A 20,583-nucleotide genomic window follows, 5' to 3' on the forward strand; every position below is an offset into this window, starting at 1 on the left:
ATTGTGAATGCAACAAGTTACTGATACTGATGCATTAATGAACAATAAAAAATATAAATCCAGAATCGCATTCAAGAACTGTCACATAAATGGACGTTCCGGTTCGCTCAGTCGGTTTTTAATGGGCTGAGCCTGATATACAGGAAAATTTTATGAGTGTTACAAACGAAACTTGGCTAACATCGCTAAACGATAGCCTGATGACGGTTATCGGCGCTGTTAATGGTGTTCTATGGGGCTGGCTACTTATTTACCTGCTGGTTGCAGTAGGTGTGTACTTCACTTTACGTCTCGGCTTCATTCAGATCCGCCAGTTCAAACATGCTGTCGCTGTACTTAAAAGCGGCAAAGATGTCGATAACGGCATCAGTTCATACCAGGTATTTTGTACTTCAATGGCAGCCCGTGTAGGTACGGGTAATATGGCAGGTGTTGCCGTGGCTCTGACTGTAGGTGGCCCTGGCGCTATCTTCTGGATGTGGGTTATTGCCCTGTTCGGTATGTCAACCGCTTTCATTGAGTCAACCCTGGCACAGATCTACAAAACCAAAGACATTGATGGCCAATACCGCGGTGGCCCAGCCTACTACATGGAAAAAGGCCTGGGCATGCGCTGGATGGGTTCACTGTTCTCAGTATGCCTGATCATTGCATTCGGTCTTGTGTTTAACGCTGTTCAGGCAAACACCATCACTGATGCCCTGAACCACTCTTTCGGTATCGATGAAACCGTTATGGGTGTGTTCATTGTTGCCGCTTCTGCGTTCTTCATTATGGGTGGCCTGCGTAAAGTTGCTTCTGCTTCTGCGCGTATTGTTCCGGTAATGGCAATTGGTTACCTGGCAATCGCACTGGTTATTGTTGTAATGAACATTACAGAGCTACCAGCGGCGCTATCTTTGATTGTTAAGAGTGCATTCGGCTGGCAGGAAGCTGCTGCTGGTGGTGTTGCATACACTATCGCACAGGCAATGCAGAGTGGTATCGCACGTGGTCTGTTCTCGAACGAAGCGGGTATGGGCTCTGCAGCTAATGTAGCGGCAAGTGCAACACCAAACCCTAACCACCCTGCTTCTCAGGGCTTTGTTCAGATGCTAGGTGTGTTTGCAGATACATTGGTGATCTGTACCGCTTCTGCAGCAATGATCATGCTGTCAGGCGTAATGGATCAGCCAGATGCTGCTTCAGGTATCGGCCTGCTGCAACAAGCGCTAACCAATGAGCTAGGTGGCTGGACAACCTACTTCATGGCTGCGGCGATTCTACTGTTCTGCTTCTCGTCTATCATTGCAAACTACACGTATGCAGAAACCAACATCATGTTCCTTAACGGCAACACGAATAAAGGTCTGTTTGCATTCCGTCTAGTTGTTCTAGCCATGGTAATGTTCGGCTCTGTGGCTTCTCTACCAGTGGTATGGAACCTGGCTGATGCCTCTATGGGTATGATGGCACTCGTCAACATCGTGGCTCTGCTACTGCTTTCTAAGCTTGCGATTAAAGTCATTAAAGACTACGAAATGCAGCTTAAAGCCGGTAAAACACCTGAGTTTGACCGCTCTAAGTTCCCAGAGCTAGACGAGCTGGATGGCGCATGGCACCCAGAGGGTACTGAGCCAGTTGCTGCGACAGTGACAAAATAATCAAACTTGATGAGATAACTTTCTCTCAACTCAAGTAAGTAAAACAAAAAAGCCAGCAGATGCTGGCTTTTTCTTTTCATCTAAACAGTTACCGATCTTGATTACTCAAACAACACGGAGAAAACCATTTGTTGATCCACGGGTAATGCCGAGCTTTCCATTGCCAGCTTATTACCCTGCTGTTTCCAGCCAGAGATAGCCTTCCCGTTTAACTCTACTGTTTTGATTTTGCCTTCTAACCCAAACCACTCTACCTTCACTGGTCGTGACTGTGGTGCATTAACATAATCACCCCGGGTGTTAATCGACAACTGCACACCATTGGCCATCTCTTGTGCCACAAGGGAAGTTTGACGAACTTCACCTTTGAGATAGGCATTGGTCGCACCATCATCTTCATACAAAGTGAATTCGCCATGGTCACCATAAATCCGAGCCGCTAGAGTTAGCGGGACATCACTTGTTAACGGCATCTCCTGCTGAGGATTGACTGGAATAATCGCGCCATCGCGAGCAAATAACGGCAGGGTAAGTATCTCGTTCTCAACAACGGCTAGCTGCTGTAGCCATTGCCCCTTGCTGATAGTGACCTTACCAGTACGATAGTCGAACCACTTCCCGCTTGGTAAATAAACATCAACTGTCGTTTGCCCTCTTTTCGCAATAGCGGCCCCCATAAGATCTTTACCCATCATTTTTTGCGATGGGAGATTTCGTGCCATCGGATCATGGCCAAAATAGTAATCCATTGGCGGATAAACCGGCTCAGCAGCAAGATTCGCGCGATAAGCTAGTGAATAAAGATATGGAATTAATTGGTAACGCAGTTTGATACTGGCCTTATTACTCGCAAGGTCCCCTACTCGATCTGGTGCCGTTTCTTTACAGTTGCACAAGTTTTCTGTGTGTGGACGTACTGGCACTTCAAATAGCGAACTGTAGGCAAACCACTGCGTATAGGTTTCATTTAAAGCCTCTTCACGTTCTTCAGATACAACACTCAGTGCGCGGCGATGGAACCCACCAATATCCGAACTGTAGTAATCAATACCAGATAGCATCATATTCGGCTGCATGCTGAACTGAGTAGCCAGGCTCTCGAGGTTAGTACCGATATCCGCTGACCACATTGTAGCCCCAAAGCGCTGGATACCTGGCGCTCCCGACCGGGACATCATAAATGGGCGTACAGCCGTTTCATTACGTTGGTAACCCTCGTAGATACTTTCTAACCATTTGTAATTATATATATTATGAACATCATTTTGAGACTTGCCGCCCGCATACACACCCTGTGGGTTATACATTTCAGGCTCACCCAGATCGGTCCAGTGGCCAATCACGCCCATCTCGATGAGCGGCTTTCGCTTCCAGTCATGCCATTTATTACCGGCTTCCGTATTTGTCCAGTCGAGCATGCCTCCTTTGCCCCACCAATAACCGTAACCATTGGGATCTGAATCGATTGGCTTCCCTGTGTGAGAATCCTTAACCAAATACCCGCCCTCAGCAAGTGGGCCAAATTCCTCCAGCCCATCACTGACATACGACTCCTCAATCAACATCATTCCAACGCCCTGCTCTTTCAGCGCTTGGATTTTCTGTTCCGGTTGCGGAAAGTTATCAGTATCCCAGCTCAGCGTCCCCATTTGGCTTGTTGAACTAAAGGCTTCAACATTACCAAACCACTGCAGATCCATCACAACACCATCAATTGGAAAGTCTTGCTGTTTCAGTGTGCTGAGTTTATCGTCAAGCTCTTGCCAGTTATCAAAACCGTATTCCGATAGCCACATACCAAACAGCTTACGCGGCGGAACCAGAGGGTTCCCCACAAGTGCCATGTACTGTTTTCTCAATTCAGGTAAATCACCACCAGCCATAAACAAGAAGCTAGGCTCACCGTCTAATTGAGAAATTTTCCAGGGCGCTTTGGTGAAATCCCAGCTAGCGGAATACACCGTATCTAGATAGAGCGCGTAATTTTGCTGCTGTGAATTCAGCGCATACAAAATAGGAAACTGGGTATTGCCTGTACCGCCCCCTTGGTAGCCTTCCATCTTATTGCCGCCCTGGCGTTTTAAGCCAAGCCAGTTGGTATCGAGCTTACCCGGATCATGAAACTCCTGCCCTAAGCCATTTAACTGATAATCCCCTTCTGATCGAAGGGTAAAGCTATTGTTTTTTTCCGGACAAATGTCGCTAAGTTTGCCTTTCTCCTTTGACACTATGGTCATGCACAGACTTTGAGGATTAATCGTGATCTTAAGATTCGCGGTAGCTAAACCATCATGGGTTTTAACAAGCTTTGATGGCCCGGTGAGTCTCTCTATATTAATAAGCTCTGTGGTCGGTAGTGCCTGATCCTTTGGCTGTGCCTTATACGCTACCTGCACGATGTCATCGCTAAGTACATCAATGGCCAAATCACTCACAGGAAGACGTGCTTTATCGGAAAAAGTGGCCTGATGCTGGGTTACAATTTCATCACCAAGCTGATGTGTTAGCGACGAAAGGAAGGCTTGCTGGCTATAAAAGGTTTTTCCGACAATAGGCTTAAGGGCTTTGCGTAAATTCACTTCCGGAATCGTTTTGCGCATACGAAAGATCTGGGCAGGCTCTAACCGGTAGCTTTCTGTATTTTGATAGCGAAAATGCGCCACCTCTGCATAGGCCGAACAGCTTACTGCCAGTAGACTAGGCACAGCAAGTCCCAACATCAAGTGCTGTAGTGGTTTCTTTCTCATCATGATTTTCCCTTCAAATGGAACCAATCGGCATCAATTGAATCGATAGCCTTTATGATTGGTATTTCTCAATATAATTGTTCAGGAATATACGCCGCAAAAAAATGACTTAAAAGTAATTATTATCAATAGTTTATTTGTATTGCGCTCGTCACTAAATGTGCAACGACAAGTAAACCCAAATCACAGAATGTGACAACGGTTTTGATTTACAATCAGTGGATGATTCTATATTCAACTCAACGAACAAAAAAGCCAGCATCACGCTGGCTTTATTCAATCTATTTTAGGACTAGGCACTCAATCAACATTATTCATAATCATCGAACTCTCGCAACTGGTCATTAACTGACTCTTTGTTCCATGTTTTGGGATCAAAACCTTCTTCATCCCAGCCACTCCACTCAAGTAGCTCTAAATCATCATCGTTGCGTCTTTTCAATGCCTTTAGCAACGCTTCATAACCCGGGATCCCACCACAATCTTCAGGCGGGCAGCTTCTGCTCCCCGCTGTCACTTTCGGTGTTAAGCATCTTTTTTTCTGTACCTTCTCCAGGGTAATGGTATGCGTCCAATAATCGCCGAAATCATAGATATACTGCAGATGATCACCAGACTTTTTGAGCAACATGCCGACCATAATATCCTCAAGCTGATCATAACTATTTTCGTCATCACCTGTAGGATAAGACTGACGCCCATGAGCAAACTGGAAAAGGTGGCAGTCTTCCCAGCCCATCGCAATCTGAATCATAATATGCAAATCAATTAACGAAGTCTTACTGCTTATATTTAACCGTCGCCACACCATTGGGCGGCTATGATCCAGTTCGATTTTTAGCACATAACCCACATCAGGCTCAGACATAAGTTCAATCGCAGACAACATATTCTGTTCATGTTTTACTGCCTCCAACGATCGCTCGGCCAACACCTGCAACAATGGCAGCTTCTTGCGGGAAAAGCTGTTGTTCAATAGGTCGTAGGCATTCAATAAAAATAATTCCTCATGGCTACTGAGGCCTTCTTTTTTTGCCGCAAAATGGCAGAGCAAGCCGCTAAGCACCATCCGCTTAGCCAAAACAGTTCGATCAGCGAGAAACACCTTGTTTATAACATCTCGCGGCGTTTTGCAGCCCGGCGGCAATGACGTTTCAAACCATGTGTTAACGGCCGGGTGAAGCAAGAGCGACTCACTGCGAAAACGTGCATTTTCTACCGTTGAAGTATCAGGGCTACCCAATCGGCTGCCAATAATGTCGTCCAAGCTAGAAGACTGAGGTTTAGCCCATTCGGTGGGTAACATGGTTAAAAAGAGCAGTGCAGACATATCTAGAGGCGTTTTTGACTCCTGGTTTATAGCCAGCATCCACGGGATCACATTCTTGATAAATACCGGTTCAACGACATAAGCATCTGCATCATCGGTTAGTTTCTGTTTAAGCGACATCCATTCAGCGTTATTATCCAGAGGTCGATAAAAGCTTTCTGCTATCCCCATATCCAGGCGTATCACTGCATTCCACATCGCATAGCCAGCGTTATCCTTAACTAAGGCCGTGAGTATGAGCCCCCCGAGTCCATCAGGCATGGTTGCCAGTACTTCAACAACAGATACTTTATGTACTTTCGGTTTATGGTGGCGCAAGACTTGACGCTGCCAATGATCAATTTGTTTTTTTAACTCGTCAGATACAAAGTGGCGTAAGACAGTAAGATAACCACTGTTAGTCAACTTACCCCATTCCTTGTCTGGCACACTGGCTAAAAATGATTGTGCCTGTTGCGCTAAAGCAGAGTCATGATGGGATAACAACATGACCGCAGCGTCAAGGTACCAGTCAAAAGCAGTAAGCGCCCCAAGCATGCTTTCGAGCCCAGGAGGCGGGAGCATCGCAAGCTCGGCTTCCATCATAAAAACAAAATCTGCAGCGCTATGAATACCCGATGAGCGAATGCCTTGTATCATCGAGCTTGTTAACTCTTCGACACTGATACTCTCATCGAGAACCGGCTCATAATGCACATGAAGCCATTTCATTACCTGATCGGAAACTGGGATTTGCTGGCCTTTCAATGTTCTAACAACCGCATATAATTGTTCAGGTTCAATATCCTCGTCTTCTAAGATGAGAATGAGGCCGTCAGAAATTTGTTCTGCAAACTCATTGTAAATCCCGGGATTGATTCGCTTCAAAGAGCTGAAGTTAATCGCCGATAACTCTAACCAACGTAATAACTCCTGAAATTCTTCTGATTCAACCTCATAAGGGCACGATATCGCTAAGCTTACCAAGGCATCTAACGCCAGAGGGCTATTTATTAAATCAACAATTTCATCCGGCAACACTTCTGGTAACCGTCCGTGCTCACCGTCTAAATGCTCTTCCAGGTAACTCTCAAACACATCGATTAAAGTTGATAATTCCACGCAAACAATCCCTTATATAACATCTTATTAGGATACTAATGTACTCATTACTAAACGCAACCAAGCACGTTAATTTGTAGACTGTCTCACATTATTATCGACTTAGCAGCGACATTCCCTGCCATGAACAATTTCTGTACACCTTCTTGTTTAAATCACAACCACCAGCGGTACCGGGACAATCTATTACACAATGAAGCAAGCGACATCAAGGTTTCAGTAATAATAGGAATATTTTAATTATCAACTATCTACACGCCTCCTAGGATAACGTTTGCGTCAATAATCATGCCGCTGTATATATTTCGCAATTGCTCGGGCATTTATTCTTGGCTATAGTGCGCCCGCCTTGCTATTGCGAGGCATTTCTTTAACAGAGTTTTTATTTTTCAGGTAGTTAAATGACCTTTTCAAAGCCTCTAGTCGCATTATCTGTCACGCTAGCCCTTGCTGGCTGTGCCCAAATGTCTTCGCAACCGGAACAAGCCTTCACCCTAACCGTTGCCCACATCAACGATACGCATTCCAATTTTGATCCGGTAAAATCCAGCTTCAAAGCCGACGATACACTGGTCTATAACGAATTTGGCGGCTTCCCTCGCCTGCAAACGATGGCTGAAGAATACAAACAAGCCGCTCAAGAGCAGAACAACAGCTTCTTGTTCCTGCACGGCGGTGATGCATGGCAAGGCAGTGCCTACTTCAAACTCAATGAAGGCGCGATGAATGCCGAACTACTGAGCAAAATGGATTTAGATGCGATGGCGCTGGGCAACCATGAGTTCGACCTGAACAATGCCAAGCTAAACCAGTTCATCAGCAACATTAATTTCCCGCTCGTTGCCGCTAATATCGACACGAGTGAAGATGCTGATCTTAAAGATCAAACCAACCTAAAACCGTTTGTGGTCTTTGCTTTTGACGGTAACCAAAAAACGGTAGTTGATGATCTAGACAACCTTCCTCAGGACAAAGATTTAGTTGCCGTATTTGGTATCGTACTAGACGACATGCCTAACCTGGCACCAAATACCGGCGACGTTAAGTTCTTCGACATGGTGGAATCAGCCCAGGCCACCGTTGATATGTTGCAGTCTAAAGGGATCAACAATATTGTTGCCCTAACCCACATTGGCAATGCTGTCGATGTTGACGTTGCATCTAAAGTTAACGGCATCGACCTGATTGTCGGCGGCCACTCGCATACATTACTGGGTGACTTCACCAACCTTGGCCATAACGACAACGGTATTTATGCCCAAATGGTGCAAAACCCTGATCAACAAAGCCAAACTTGTGTCGTGCAGGCAGGTCAATATGCACAGGCCATCGGCCAGCTAGAAGTGAGCTTCGATGCCAATGGCAAAGTCAGCGCTTGTAACGGCCTGAACATCCTCCTGAGCAACGACGAGTACTACCACTCGCCGACACGAGAGTCAGAGAGCAAGTTCAGCACCACTGATACAGCCAAAGTCGTTGACTTTATTGATGGCGAAGACAACATCACCATCACCGAAGAAGAAGCCGCAATGCGTGGCCTGATCGACAGCAAGTACAAGCCAGCTGTCGACAAAGCCTACGGCAAAGTGATCGCGCAGGTTTCAGAAGAGATTAACCACGAGCGCCGCCCGGGTGACCGTGGTACAGACAAACATGGCTCTGACGTGGCTGCTATTATTGCTGCAGGCCAGTACTACTGGGCAAACACTGCTGAAGTTCAGCAAATAACCGGCATGAAAGTCGATTTCTCTTTGATTGGCGCCGGTGGTATCCGCACCAACATTGAAGCGGGTGAATACCGTGAAGGCAATGTGTCTCTCGAGATGCTGCCGTTCTCTAACTTCATGTCTGTATTACCCGTTAAAGGTAGTGACGTCAAAGCCCTGATCGAAGGCACAATCACTGCAACGTTGCCTGAAGGTGCACACGCCGGTAAATTCCCATACGGCGGCCATATCCGTTACCAGTACACTGAAACCGTTGCCAACCAGAGCGGCAAGCTTGATTATGTTGAAGTGATGACAGGTACAGCTGAAAACCCGGTGTGGACAGCACTTGAAGACAGCAAAACATATAACATTGCGCTCAATAACTACAACGCGACAGGCAACGATGGCTGGACACCGTTGTTCAAGGCTCAGCAAAACAGTTCTGACCGTATTGACCTGGCGTATGTTGACGGCAAGCTAACTGGCTTTGAAGTAAAGAACATCGAGGAAATTGGTGGCAAGTACAAAGTACGCTATGAAACACAAACGCCGAACTGTAAAGCAGAAAACACCCGCTGCAATACCGACGCTCAAGCCGTTATAGACTACATTGCCAACGAGCAACCAGCCTTAGCACCACTAGATTACCAAGTGGTCACCTTCGAACGCGCGAAATAAGCACTGCGTTTCGTTAAAGGTTAAGCAATACCCAAGGGCTTTCTATTGAAAGCCCTTTTTCAATCACAGCCTGTGCCTACACTGGCGCGGTAAACAATAAGCCACTAGTAGTAGCCATGATCCCTTTTCCAGTTATCACTCATTTTTTCTAATATACAAGCAGGCAGAGGACGATGCGCCTTCGCAGGCTTGGTCGCAATGGTGCGATAACCAGCCGCTTTTAACCGTAAATCGAACGCCCTGTCGATTGGCATGCCTGCTCGGCTTAAATCCCAGCGAAACACCCTAAGCGCCATATACTCATGCTGTTCAAGCTCACCGCCATGAGGATATTTCAACACTTTGGCATAGGCCTTTTTTGCCAGCTCGAAGTTAACTTCAATCATAAGCACCCCCAAACACACTGGTTATAATAACAGTAGTCCGTTACAGGGTAGCTTACAAAAAAGATTTCAAGAAACTCTATACAGATCAAAGAAAAACAACTATCTACGATAGATTATGATTTCGGGGTAGCAAATACTCGTCTGTTTTCCTGCAAAATCGGCGCATAAACACGGGAGATCTCATCATCGATCACTGTGATTTGCTCTTCAAGGTGGGTAAGCCTTCCGTCTACATAGGAGCTGATAACAATCCTGCCATCACTTCTTTTGGTCGTTAAGAAAAAGTCTGAATATTCATATTCAGTAAAAAGATTCTCGCCCTCAATCTCATAGCCCAACCCTTTGCAACTTAACTGTATGGTACTGGTAGAAGCCAAAGAGATTTTGCGGCTCTGGCAATTTATATTACTCAGCGAAGAATCAACAATATCCCGGCCAAGGGTATAGTAATGATCCCTCTCGCAGGTACCGTGGATTTTTTTAATATGGCGAATTTTAGAGAGTGTGTTGTTTACCTTGGCTATCTGGCCATTAGTCAAAAATGCCAACTTATTGCTTTTGATCGCTTCAAGCCTCCCTTCATAGGCAAGTACTTGGGTAAGCTGGACGGCAAATGATTCACCAATTCCTTCATAGTCATACATATTTCCAATCAGCGGATTGGCAGCTACTGAAGCTGAGCACACGATGATACCAACTAACAGTCCTTTGATAGATCGAACAACCCTATTCATACTTACCTACCTTCCAGATCAGTAGCTTAAAAAACAAACGCTAAATATCATACCTAGAAAGCATATCGGCAACCTATGCAATAGGTTTAGTACATTTTTGTGTGATGATTACTTTATTGATCTGAAACAAAACCAGGCAAGATTATTAAGCTTAATGAGGCCATTTGATTTAACCGCGACAGCGAATGGTTACGGTTATCAGTCTGTAACTGACTATTTTTTATTCAGCCAAAGAGCTGGGAGAGGGTTAATACTTTAAACAGCGTCGTAGCTACTTTACTATGCTCCTTCAACACGACCCCAAGGACAAACACGCAATGCAACAAGTTAACATCGCCCCAAACCCACAAATCGCCGTTATCTTCAAAGGCTGGGCTGCTGACTGGGCAAAAGAAAGCCAAGCTGACAAAAAAGACATGGCAACGAAATTTCATACTGTTTATAGCATTGCGGCTAAGGTGTTTTCTGAGGGCGGTGACGTAGAGATGCAGTTCCTTTCTGCCCTGTTTCATGACTGCAAGCAGAAATTAGAAATGGCCGAAGCCATGAATGAAAAAGTAAAGGCCAGCCTGCAAGGTGATGACGAGCGCGCCCAGGCGATCATTGCCAAAGTGAACAGTGCCGCACAAGATGCCGCGCATGTTGTTCGCTACCTGGGACAACTATTAATGCCATCGGCGTAAGGCCATTTCCGAAAGAATCAAAGCACAGACATTCAAGATTGTGAATGCCTGTGCTTCAGTATTGCCCTGCAAGTCAACGTCTACAGAATAGATGCCACATTATCGCATTTTGAAGTTTTCTGTATGAAAGCGTTCATTCCCTATCCCTGCTGCGGCCAAATCCGTACTCAAGATCTCACCAAATGCTACAGGCCCACAAAAGCTGACATCAAATTCTTTACTGTTGGTTGTGCTTAGTATCTGTTCTGCACTTAGGAACTCCCCGTTGGCAGCATCGAGCACTTCAAGCTCTATGCAATCTAGGCGCCCTAAAATAGCTAGAATTTCCTTTTCGAAGAACGCTTCTTTTCTCGAGTTGACACAGTAGAAGAGGTGGATCTTTTTAAACTCGAGGTTTTCCTTACGGGCTTTTCGCTCTAACCAATACAGCCGGGAAATGAATGGGACAATACCTATCCCTGCCCCAACCCAGACTTGCATTGCTTGCTGTGGTATCTGGAAGTAGCCATATCCACCTTCAACAGTTACACTTTTACCCAGTGATAATTGGTTGACCATTTTATGGGTATAATCGCCTAAATCTTTGATACCAAACTCGATGAGCTTCGTCTCTTCATCATAATTAAGGATTGAGAAAGGATGTGGGGCTTCACCATCATGGAAATTCAAATAGGCAAACTGACCTTCTTTATATTGAATCGCTGAATCTAGTTTAATACCCACCCGAATTGCCATATTGCTTTCTGTACCGGCTTTAAATCGCTCAACCGACACCACCTCACCCGTTGATTGATTGCTCACGCCGATCTTGCCAGTTAACGACAAATAACTACACCAAATACCAACAACAGAAATACCAGCAATGGCGATATTCATCAGTATGGATTGGCTATTCCAGTCAAGCAGTAATACAGCATGTATAATACCGGCAATAACCAGCAAGCCACCTATTTTATGAGTGAACTTAAACTTCTTATAGCTAATGGCTTGTACCAAGCTAATGATGCTAAAGAGAAGGAATATATAAAAAGTTATTTCACCTATTTCATTGGCAATATGGTGCCAGTTAATTCCTTCAATAACAGGCCTGCTTCTATCGGGCCTCGCGAGTAACCCAGACTGCACAAGCCACTTGGCACTTTCGATACATAACCAGTGCAGAACTAAAGCCACCGTCGCACCTATACCCAGTTTTTTGTGCAACGCATAACCTTTGTCTAGCCCATTCAACTTGGTTTCAACCCAGCTAAACCTGGCCGCAATCAGTACGGCAAAGCTCATATACCCAAGCCCAATCACGCCAGACAGCATGGTTAGCTGATGGCGCCAGAAAAAGAAGTCTCCCATTTCTTCATAGCCCATCAACAGGGCTGGAGACCATAGCAGTACGAGTATCAGTGTAAATTTCAACATAGCGGTAGCTTCTAGTAGGAAGGTGAAAATCAGTTATCATTAATATCTATGAGAGATATGATATTCACTCCTCAGCGTTATAGAAGCGACTTTACTTAGCTTCAAACAAGTTTACGCTCGTTTACATAACCACAGCTCCTCAATATCAAGGTATCAAGCATCTCCAAGTTTGATTCATCAAATGCTATATCCCTGCTAAGCAATTAGTTGCCAGAGCAATCAGTTAACTACTGATGCTTAGAGCCTCAAGTATGGGTGGATTAATTTGTATCCATCGCGTGTGAGTAAGCAGTATAATGGGCGCAGATCCCGCCATATACACCCGTTTTAGGAATAGCAATGCTAGAAGAACAACAAAATAACCCGTTACACGGCCTTAAATTAGAAACTCTACTCACAGAGCTTGTTGATTTTTATGGCTGGGAGATCCTCGACACGGCGATGCGTTTCAACTGTTTTCATACCAACCCCACCATCGCAGGAAGCCTTAAGTTTCTTCGAAAAACAGAGTGGGCACGAGAAAAGTTAGAAGCTTTTTACTTGTCCCGTTTCAAGCGTATGCCAAGACCAACTGAAGAAGAGCTTGAATTACCGCCACGTAAGCGTACTTTTCCGGTCGGAGTCGTGCCACGGGAACCGATGGTGCTGACCGTGGAATCAATTCTGCTTTCTCAGGCAAAAGCGGCATCGGCCTATAAAGCAAAATCATCACGCAAACACCCTCGACGTCGATAAACGCTTCACTCTGCGTATGCAAAGCCGTTTGAGCGCCATTACCGTCATTGCGTAGTGAAAACCTCAACCGCCACCTGTAGCGATACCGGAACCGATATCTAAGGCAGCAGACACGGATTGTCTGTTGGCCCCCTCAGGAAGCCTGATCATATGGCTTTCTGCTCTGTGAATAAAAATCAGCAACCCTTTCCTGCATCTGATTGGTTAGACCGCTCAAAAAACATTGAAAATAAATGTATCAGATCATTATAACCATCAGATGTACTACATTAGTATTGTCTAAAATAGTTTTCTTCTTGCAGTATGAAGTGTTAAGGAGTAACGCAATGAAATATAAACAGACACTCTATGTTGGCATTGCCTCTGCCGTATGCTTAGCAGCAACGATAGTCATAGCCGCCCCGAAATGGCAAAGCGGTATGACTGGCATAATGGGAGGCCCGGGTATGATGAGCGGTTCTTGCATGATGAGGGGCGGACAAGGAATGATGAAAGGCTCCGGCTCTCAAGGGCAAGGCATGGGGATCGGTATGATGCAAACGCAGCTTGATGAACTGGAAAGCCAGCTCAAGCTAAGCAAAGAACAACAGCAAAAATGGGATGAATTCAAACAGGTTGTGAAACGACAAGCCGACTCAATGCTAGCGCACCGGCAAGAAATGCAGGGGCTAATGCAGAGCGGTCAAACACTCACCCTACCAGAGCGTCTTGCCTTTCACTCCGATATGATGGGTAAACGATTTGCCAGTATGACCTCCTATTCAGCAGCTCTAACCGATGTTTATCAGAGCCTGAACCCTCAGCAACAAAAGATCTTAGATCAAAATAGCTTTATGGGGTGCTATTAATAATCGTCAATAACAGTCAGGTGTGATCTGGCAATCTTGATTGTAGGCAGTTAATCACACCTGATGGATAGCAACAACAGCCATTCAACTCAGCACTTGAACATCCCACAGTTCAAAAGTATTTGTCACCTCATAGTCTCTCGATGGCATCAATCACAGCAATATCTCCTAGAACAATCATTGCCTCGCCCTAATAAATACTTTTTTATGCTATTTAAAAAATCCACTTTTACACTGAAATCGGTCAGTTTTGACATTTCCCTGAAATTCCCTGCCTTAAAAAATGATTAACTAGCTTTATAGACAGCTATCACTATTCATCTTTATCAACGTTAAGCAGCGAGGTAACTATGGCTCAAGTACTAGTAGATCAAGCAAGCGGGCTAAGAAGCGTATTTGCGCGCCAGCAATGTATCAGTCGGGTTAGAAACTACCAGACCAGAATCCGCAAGGCCATTACCAGCAACAGAACTGATGATGCCTTGTTATTGCTGACACAACTGGAAGCAGCACAGCAGCAGCTCGAAGCGACGTATAACTAATATGATAAATCTTGTGGCAACAGCGGATTGAATGGCCCTATTACAGGCCATTCGAGCTGATTAGTGCAGCTCAATCGAGACTAAATCACCATGCATCGGGTAAGTAGCGGTTTGAGCCTTAAAAAGTGCAACACCTCAGGAATAGGTTTCCGGCGATGTACGATCCTGTACTTCGTCTAGATTGAACATTTCGTTTTCCTCGTGGTGTGTTTTTAAATCTCGCGAAATACGCAGGTGATCTCTTTGGGGCTTGCTTTCCAGATATGCTCAAAACCACTTGATAGCATCACTTCAATGTTTCCCTGCGGTGACTCTATGCGCAAATATCTATCATGGCTCCCCTGATACAAGGTACTTTGCGTCACTTGCCACCCATGATAAATAGACTGAACATATTGATTCGTTATTTCCACACTATTAAGCGTGACGCCTAAATTCTGCGGCGTTTCAACGTACTCAATCGTTAGGTCATGCCTTGGCAGAACAGAGCTGAACAAACACTGGGTATTAAACCAATTCTTAGCAAAATAATTATCACAGATTGTAACCTTGGTGGCCTTAGCACATATCATCTGCAGATACTTAACCAGCTCATCCCTGGATTCTGTGGCTGATAAACTTATTGTCAGCTCTTTTGAGGTCAGGTTTGATTTGATATTCAAATAAGGCAACTGGACGTTATCATCAGTGGTCAAAATCAACTTAAAGCTAGTCGTCTCAGCCAGCGTGGGCAGGTCATCATTCTTTGTCACGCTTTGCGCATGTAGCGGCAATAGCCTGTCATAGCAGGCATCATTAAGCCCCAGCGCTTTTGCTCGAACTAACTGGTCCTTGTTTGTTTCATACGGCAACTTTAACTTTGCCATCAATTGATTATATTTTTTCTTGTATCGGCGAGGATCTGATGAATAATTTTCATATACCACAAGCAGCTCATCACTGAGCACCATTTTTCCGGCCATTGCTACCTCATACCCATCAAATCAGCTAAAGAGGCATCAAAGAAACCTTTCGGAAAACTGATCACCTCGCCCTGGGTATTATTAAACTCACCATTTTCATCAATAGTTAAAGTTTCAAAAGGTGTCTTAACATCAGGTTTATAATGGATGATAACGTCACCTTCAGATATTTTTTCATCATATACCTGATAGCAGATTTTATTAATCAAGTGTTCACAATGTGCTTCCAGTACAAGCTGGATACCCTTGCTGGCAATAAATGAAAAGAACACCCCCAGCATTGATTGAGCTTTAGGGTGAAGGTGGATCTCCGGGTTTTCGATAATAACCAAATCGCCTTTCTTAGCCATCAGACACAGAATTAACACCTTGGACAAGTAGCTCATCCCCGCCCCGAGGTTATACGGAGAGATATTTTTCAGCCCTTCGCTATCAAAACTCACTTTGACTTCAGTAGTGTTCAGCTTATCGGTTTTGATTTCAGACTCAGTCTCCGAAACCAAGCTCAGCCACTTAGCAACCTGGTAGGCCAAGGTTGCTGATTCTTCAAATTTCACCATCTCCGGAGCCAGAGGCTGATCTTTGCTTTTTTCAAAGTGGCTAAAAATAGACTCACCTTGCAACCCTACTTTTCGATTCGAAAAGGACACCACATCCTGCGGCCCAATGCGGTTAGCAGCCAGGTAGAATAACTCCGGATGTTTACCCGGTCGCATTGGCTCATATTGGTAGATATGTTTAACATCCTCGCAAGTGACCTGATCTTCATCACCGGTTAAGACAACACGCGAGCAAAATGAAAACGCCTCGACATCAATAGCCACCTGGCGGGCATTCACAAACTTGTTTCGGATATCAGAAAAGGCAGAGAACGGCCGGGTAAGCTCTTCCATAGCAATGAAGTTAGCAGGATCACTTTCTTTCAGAAAAAGCTGGATGGCCTGAATGACCGATGACTTGCCCGATGAGTTTGTTCCGGTCAGTATTGTTAGAGGCTTAAAGTCCAAGGTTTCACTTTGAATACTCTTGAAACCTTCAATTTTTACTTTAGTGATCATTACGTAAACCTACTATTAATTCTTCAGCCAACTGGATACGCCATTCATAGTTATCTTGACTATCTGCCGATGACAATAATCTTTCTTCAACACCTGATCTTTCTTTAACTTGAGTGATCAGACCCATCGATTCAAAAGAAATATTTTCGAGTTCATCAGTAGCTAAAACAAACGATAGCATCTCGAACAACGCGACATTGACTGGACGCCGATTGCCACCTTGTTTAGCCGGTAATCGAAACACATCCTCTTTCCGTCCCAATGCCGACGCTCGAGTCATTGCTTTTTCAAAATGACAAGAAATATCATCAATTAAGCTGTCGGAGGCTTTGGTATTGATAAAGCGCATCACCAATGACAGGAACTCATCCATATCGGCGTGATATGTATACCCCTTAAGGAACCCTTTGGAATAAAGATAAAAACCAATAAAGCGCAATATCAAAAATTGGTCTTTCTTCCTATCGGGCTTAACCGAGTTGTCTGTGGCCTCGATGAAGCTCGGCAGGCCTGCCATTTCTTCCAACAGCGTTGTCACCTTCCCCAGATAGAGCGCATACCGCATTTCCTGCTTATTGATGGTGACACCACCACGATTGACCCGTTCAAAGATAAGGAACTTCATATATTCAGGTGTCGGAGGCTGAACAATATGGGTATCAAGCATCACTTCTTCCAGCTTGGCCTGCAGGAACGGCTCCAGATCGGAAAAAAGCTTGCCGTTAAACTGAGGCAACAAGCTAAGCTGCTGCAAGGCAAAGTCATTATGCAGAAAACGCCTGAATGTATTAATCCTGTGCATTCCGTCGATAACCTGCCTGACCCCCAGCTCGTTCTCAAACAGGTAAATCAAGGGCAGCGGAACGTCTAGCAGTGCCGATTCAATCAGCTCTGAGCGCTGCTTATCGTTCCAGGCATCATTGCGCTGAAAATCAGGCATCAAATCAATCCGCCCTCTATCCACCATACGCAGCAAGTCATATACCGCAAACGTCGCCCGGCTAAAACGGACTGGCGTACCCAGTTCAAAAGAATGTTCAGTCGCCGACAGTTCAAGCCAGTTCTGGCCTTCTAACTCATTTTCATGGTTATCTATCATCGCATCAGGTTTAATCGGGCGCATAGTGTCTGGTTGTTCCGGAAGTCTTAAGTATTATTTTACCACTTATCAGCCCCCAAACCATTAACACTTTAGGCAATGAGTTGAAATTTCATTGTTTTTCGTTGAATAACGATAATAAAAAACCAGTGGCTATGATGCCACTGGTTTATTCTGAAATAGAAAGGTATTCATCAAGTTTGACCTTGAGCACATCAAACACCATCATGCAAAACTTATAGTCTGCTGAAAGATGGAGATACATAGCGTTACTTTCTTACATACTCATAAACTAGGCCGCTGATACTGCCAGCACGAACTTTAGCAACCAAGCCCTCATCAGGAACACTTTCAGGAATAAGTGCAATATCCGAGGCCTTAATATAAGGCTTTCCGAATGGCTTGCCATCTTTGGTCTTCTGGCAAACCTTTACCGTCGCCATAAACCTTGTACCTATAGGAAATTGCTCTCTCAGCTTACGAGGAAACTCAACCCGCATATCATTATCGAATGTATCCACAGGTCGAACTCTCGGCCGGGATATGCCTTTTTTCTCATCACGGCAAGTTTCTAATGTCACCCCGTGAAAGAATGCACCAATTTGATTGTCAATATTCAAGCTACACCTCGACTTCACAATACAGTCTCATCAGTGAACACTTCAAACTCTTCGCCAGTCAGTTCATCGTATTCTTTACGTTCATTATAGTGCTTCACCACGCTAGATCATTCATATCACCGTGAAAACAAATAGAGACAATCATAAACCAGTAACTCAAAATAAAACGGCTCAATTATTTGAGCCGTCTAATTAATTACTGAACACCGAGCGCCTTAAATACAGCATCAATTGGATCGGTATAAAAACTCGTCTGAAACTTTGCGAAAAGCTCACCTGGAACAGTTGATAAATCACCCATTGAAGCCATAGGAATGAGTACTTTCGTTGCGCCACTGTCCATCGCCATTTGCAATGAACCAGCAAGATCATCAACAGGGCTCACCACCCCACCTAAAGACATATCCCCCAGAACAACCATTTGATCTTGAACTGGTTTTTTTAGCAAGATTGAGCAAAATGCAATCAATGACGTTAAACTTGATTTAGTGCTTGCACCGTTATTATGGTGTTCAACCACATGTAAATGGTATTCATGTTCTGCAAACTTAGCTGATGCACTAATACGTTTTAGATTACCTTTAAAGAAATCAAAACCAATACGTACCGCTTCTTTTGCAGCTGTATTTGAACCAAGACCAGAGGTATTGTGTTTACCATTACCTGCGGTCATTTGAGTTTCAAAACGGTATAAACCTAACTGACCCGTATTTCCAGCAGCAACAACATGCACGACTCCAGGTGATGTAGAACCTTCAGGAATCAGCTTACTGCCTCCCTGTTCAGGTACATTAACAAAGAATTCTTCAAGTGTTTCATTATCCAAATAGCTGAAATGCACATCAAAGAATTCCATGCCACCAAGTTTCTTCAGCTGTTCCTTAACACGGCGACGTGATTCAAGGGCATAGACTAAGATTTCACGAACTGCTTCTTTATCAAACACCCCATTCGGGTACATGAGTTTTAATAAACCAGAAGTTGTGCGACGGACAGCAATAACGTCACGCTGGTTTAGGTTATTACCTAACTTGAAGAACTTATCAATCGCATCAGCAAAGTTACGCTTTCGCATCTCGCGCATGTATTCAGCAAGATAATCAGAGATCAATCCATATCGATTGGTAAAGTACTCCGGACGCATCTTTGGAATTTCCCAGCCCGGAATATACGCATGAAAACGGTCAAAGAATGCTGTATCTATCATGGCATCAGGGAAAGGCGCTAACAGGTGACTGGTTTTCACCAATGTTTCAACGCTCTGATTGATATTACCAACAAACACCATCGAGGCTTTAGCTTCAATAGAATCACGGCCACGGGCAAATGAACCCGACGCCATGAAATCTTTCATGATCTGAACGCCATCTTTATCCTTGAAGGTTATCCCAGCGACCTCATCAAAGGCGACAACGTCCCATAAGCCTACTAAGCCTACTTGACGACGACTCAAGTTATAAAACAAGTTAGCAACCGTTGTTTGCCCACCAGAGACCAGCAAACTATTAGGCGAACACTCTTTATAGACGTGCGATTTACCCGTACCACGAGGTCCAAGCTCACACACGTTATAATTGTTTTCAACAAACGGAATAAGTCGTGCCGTCAGATGCCACTTCGCCCTATCATCAAGGTTGGCTGGCTCCATACCAACAGAGCGCAATAGAACATCCATCCACTGCTTAGAATCAAACGCTTTTCGTGCTTGAAACACCTCATTCATGTCCATCGAAGGCATCTGAATGGGTTTTAAATTCATGATCGAAAACGGAGAGGTCTTCTGCCCTTCTTCAAAGAAGTAATTGACGGTAATGATGCACCAGATACCACCGGTTAGCAGCTTCTCATTACTCGCAACAATCTTATTCGGTACGACCGCATCTTTGATCCCCAGATTAGACAAATCTGCTTCATAGATATCTTTACGCTGGTTTAGCTTAACCGTCACCTTATCGATGATTTTGTAACTGGTACGCTCACGGATCAGTGATTTGATTTTCTCAGCTTCATCAGGGCGAACATAATTATCGGCAAGAATGCGTTTCACATTCTCTAGCCCTTCGAGCACGATTTCTTCATCATCAGAGGCACAATACATGCCTAACAAGTACTCAAGAACATAAACAGGAACATTAGCACCCTCTTTAAGCTTCTTGGTCAGGTCTTTACGTACAACTCGCCCTCGGAATACATCATTTAGCATCCCGTCTAAATCTGGCGTCGTAGCTTGTTCAGCACCTTGTCCTAATGGCAAATCCATCATTGCGTCATCTCTATTATCTATCACTCTAAGCT

At 44.6% G+C, this 20,583-nt stretch carries 16 protein-coding genes; 6 read left to right on the forward strand and 10 right to left on the reverse strand.

From position 1 onward, the window contains the following. Nucleotides 1-152 precede the first annotated feature (152 nt). Nucleotides 153-1,643, forward strand: coding sequence for an alanine/glycine:cation symporter family protein (locus AC51G0_RS10530; protein WP_496298320.1), 1,491 nt, complete (start codon nt 153-155; stop codon nt 1,641-1,643). Nucleotides 1,644-1,744: 101 nt separating this feature from the next. Here the strand turns inward: AC51G0_RS10530 and AC51G0_RS10535 are convergent, their stop codons facing one another. Further along, complete coding sequence (locus tag AC51G0_RS10535; protein ID WP_496298321.1) at nt 1,745-4,393, reverse strand: TIM-barrel domain-containing protein; 2,649 nt, start codon at nt 4,391-4,393, stop codon at nt 1,745-1,747. Between the two features lie 307 nt (nt 4,394-4,700). Next, nucleotides 4,701-6,821 carry a plasmid pRiA4b ORF-3 family protein gene (locus AC51G0_RS10540; RefSeq protein ID WP_496298323.1) on the reverse strand — a complete coding sequence of 707 codons (2,121 nt, stop codon included), beginning with the start codon at nt 6,819-6,821 and terminating at the stop codon, nt 4,701-4,703. A 401-nt stretch (nt 6,822-7,222) separates the two neighbouring features. Here AC51G0_RS10540 and AC51G0_RS10545 point away from each other — a divergent pair, with 401 nt between their 5' ends. Further along, nucleotides 7,223-9,208 carry a bifunctional metallophosphatase/5'-nucleotidase gene (locus AC51G0_RS10545; RefSeq protein WP_496298324.1) on the forward strand — a complete coding sequence of 662 codons (1,986 nt, stop codon included), beginning with the start codon at nt 7,223-7,225 and terminating at the stop codon, nt 9,206-9,208. A gap of 104 nt (nt 9,209-9,312) precedes the next feature. Here the strand turns inward: AC51G0_RS10545 and AC51G0_RS10550 are convergent, their stop codons facing one another. Together AC51G0_RS10550 and AC51G0_RS10555 are read right to left on the reverse strand one after the other, a co-directional pair. Then, nucleotides 9,313-9,594, reverse strand: a complete 282-nt coding sequence (locus tag AC51G0_RS10550) for a hypothetical protein (protein ID WP_496298326.1) — start codon at nt 9,592-9,594, stop codon at nt 9,313-9,315. A 113-nt stretch (nt 9,595-9,707) separates the two neighbouring features. After that, the gene (locus AC51G0_RS10555) at nt 9,708-10,328 is read right to left on the reverse strand and encodes a hypothetical protein (protein ID WP_496298327.1); all 621 of its coding nucleotides are present in this window, start codon (nt 10,326-10,328) and stop codon (nt 9,708-9,710) included. 317 nt (nt 10,329-10,645) lie between these two features. On the opposite strand from AC51G0_RS10555, the gene AC51G0_RS10560 reads away from it, so the two are divergent. Further along, nucleotides 10,646-11,011: a hypothetical protein gene (locus tag AC51G0_RS10560; RefSeq protein ID WP_496298329.1), complete on the forward strand. Its 366-nt coding sequence runs from the start codon at nt 10,646-10,648 to the stop codon at nt 11,009-11,011. Nucleotides 11,012-11,110: 99 nt separating this feature from the next. Here the strand turns inward: AC51G0_RS10560 and AC51G0_RS10565 are convergent, their stop codons facing one another. Then, nucleotides 11,111-12,424: a ferredoxin reductase family protein gene (locus AC51G0_RS10565; protein WP_496298331.1), complete on the reverse strand. Its 1,314-nt coding sequence runs from the start codon at nt 12,422-12,424 to the stop codon at nt 11,111-11,113. A 339-nt stretch (nt 12,425-12,763) separates the two neighbouring features. Between AC51G0_RS10565 and AC51G0_RS10570 the strand changes: the two genes are divergently transcribed. The 3 genes from AC51G0_RS10570 to AC51G0_RS10580 all read left to right on the forward strand — a co-directional run bounded on the left by AC51G0_RS10570 (nt 12,764) and on the right by AC51G0_RS10580 (nt 14,549). Further along, entirely contained in the window at nt 12,764-13,159 is a 396-nt protein-coding gene (locus AC51G0_RS10570) for a VF530 family DNA-binding protein (RefSeq protein WP_496298333.1), read from the forward strand. A gap of 326 nt (nt 13,160-13,485) precedes the next feature. After that, entirely contained in the window at nt 13,486-14,007 is a 522-nt protein-coding gene (locus tag AC51G0_RS10575) for a Spy/CpxP family protein refolding chaperone (protein ID WP_496298335.1), read from the forward strand. A 350-nt stretch (nt 14,008-14,357) separates the two neighbouring features. Further along, nucleotides 14,358-14,549 carry a hypothetical protein gene (locus tag AC51G0_RS10580; protein WP_496298336.1) on the forward strand — a complete coding sequence of 64 codons (192 nt, stop codon included), beginning with the start codon at nt 14,358-14,360 and terminating at the stop codon, nt 14,547-14,549. A 212-nt stretch (nt 14,550-14,761) separates the two neighbouring features. On the opposite strand, the gene AC51G0_RS10585 is transcribed toward AC51G0_RS10580, so the two are convergent. The 5 genes from AC51G0_RS10585 to brxL all read right to left on the reverse strand — a co-directional run bounded on the left by AC51G0_RS10585 (nt 14,762) and on the right by brxL (nt 20,575). Continuing rightward, nucleotides 14,762-15,511 carry a hypothetical protein gene (locus AC51G0_RS10585; RefSeq protein WP_496298338.1) on the reverse strand — a complete coding sequence of 250 codons (750 nt, stop codon included), beginning with the start codon at nt 15,509-15,511 and terminating at the stop codon, nt 14,762-14,764. Between the two features lie 2 nt (nt 15,512-15,513). Next, a complete protein-coding gene (locus tag AC51G0_RS10590; RefSeq protein ID WP_496298340.1) occupies nt 15,514-16,569 on the reverse strand; it encodes an AAA family ATPase in 1,056 nt (351 codons plus the stop codon). Next, nucleotides 16,559-17,692: a GmrSD restriction endonuclease domain-containing protein gene (locus tag AC51G0_RS10595; protein ID WP_496298342.1), complete on the reverse strand. Its 1,134-nt coding sequence runs from the start codon at nt 17,690-17,692 to the stop codon at nt 16,559-16,561. The genes AC51G0_RS10590 and AC51G0_RS10595 overlap by 11 nt, the downstream gene beginning before the upstream one ends. 245 nt (nt 17,693-17,937) lie before the next feature. Then, nucleotides 17,938-18,288, reverse strand: coding sequence for a hypothetical protein (locus AC51G0_RS10600; RefSeq protein WP_496298344.1), 351 nt, complete (start codon nt 18,286-18,288; stop codon nt 17,938-17,940). 196 nt (nt 18,289-18,484) lie between these two features. Next, nucleotides 18,485-20,575, reverse strand: a complete 2,091-nt coding sequence (gene brxL, locus AC51G0_RS10605) for a protease Lon-related BREX system protein BrxL (RefSeq protein WP_496298346.1) — start codon at nt 20,573-20,575, stop codon at nt 18,485-18,487. Between the last annotated feature and the right edge of the window lie 8 nt (nt 20,576-20,583).

Source organism: Photobacterium sp. HL06 (assembly GCF_059552575.1).

Coding starts and splice junctions, on each gene's coding strand:
- AC51G0_RS10530 (WP_496298320.1), top strand. CDS start 153: ATGAGTGTTACAAACGAAACTTGGCTAACATCGCTAAACGATAGCCTG.
- AC51G0_RS10535 (WP_496298321.1), bottom strand. CDS start 4,393: ATGATGAGAAAGAAACCACTACAGCACTTGATGTTGGGACTTGCTGTG.
- AC51G0_RS10545 (WP_496298324.1), top strand. CDS start 7,223: ATGACCTTTTCAAAGCCTCTAGTCGCATTATCTGTCACGCTAGCCCTT.
- AC51G0_RS10550 (WP_496298326.1), bottom strand. CDS start 9,594: ATGATTGAAGTTAACTTCGAGCTGGCAAAAAAGGCCTATGCCAAAGTG.
- AC51G0_RS10555 (WP_496298327.1), bottom strand. CDS start 10,328: ATGAATAGGGTTGTTCGATCTATCAAAGGACTGTTAGTTGGTATCATC.
- AC51G0_RS10560 (WP_496298329.1), top strand. CDS start 10,646: ATGCAACAAGTTAACATCGCCCCAAACCCACAAATCGCCGTTATCTTC.
- AC51G0_RS10565 (WP_496298331.1), bottom strand. CDS start 12,424: ATGTTGAAATTTACACTGATACTCGTACTGCTATGGTCTCCAGCCCTG.
- AC51G0_RS10570 (WP_496298333.1), top strand. CDS start 12,764: ATGCTAGAAGAACAACAAAATAACCCGTTACACGGCCTTAAATTAGAA.
- AC51G0_RS10575 (WP_496298335.1), top strand. CDS start 13,486: ATGAAATATAAACAGACACTCTATGTTGGCATTGCCTCTGCCGTATGC.
- AC51G0_RS10580 (WP_496298336.1), top strand. CDS start 14,358: ATGGCTCAAGTACTAGTAGATCAAGCAAGCGGGCTAAGAAGCGTATTT.
- AC51G0_RS10585 (WP_496298338.1), bottom strand. CDS start 15,511: ATGGCCGGAAAAATGGTGCTCAGTGATGAGCTGCTTGTGGTATATGAA.
- AC51G0_RS10590 (WP_496298340.1), bottom strand. CDS start 16,569: ATGATCACTAAAGTAAAAATTGAAGGTTTCAAGAGTATTCAAAGTGAA.
- AC51G0_RS10595 (WP_496298342.1), bottom strand. CDS start 17,692: ATGCGCCCGATTAAACCTGATGCGATGATAGATAACCATGAAAATGAG.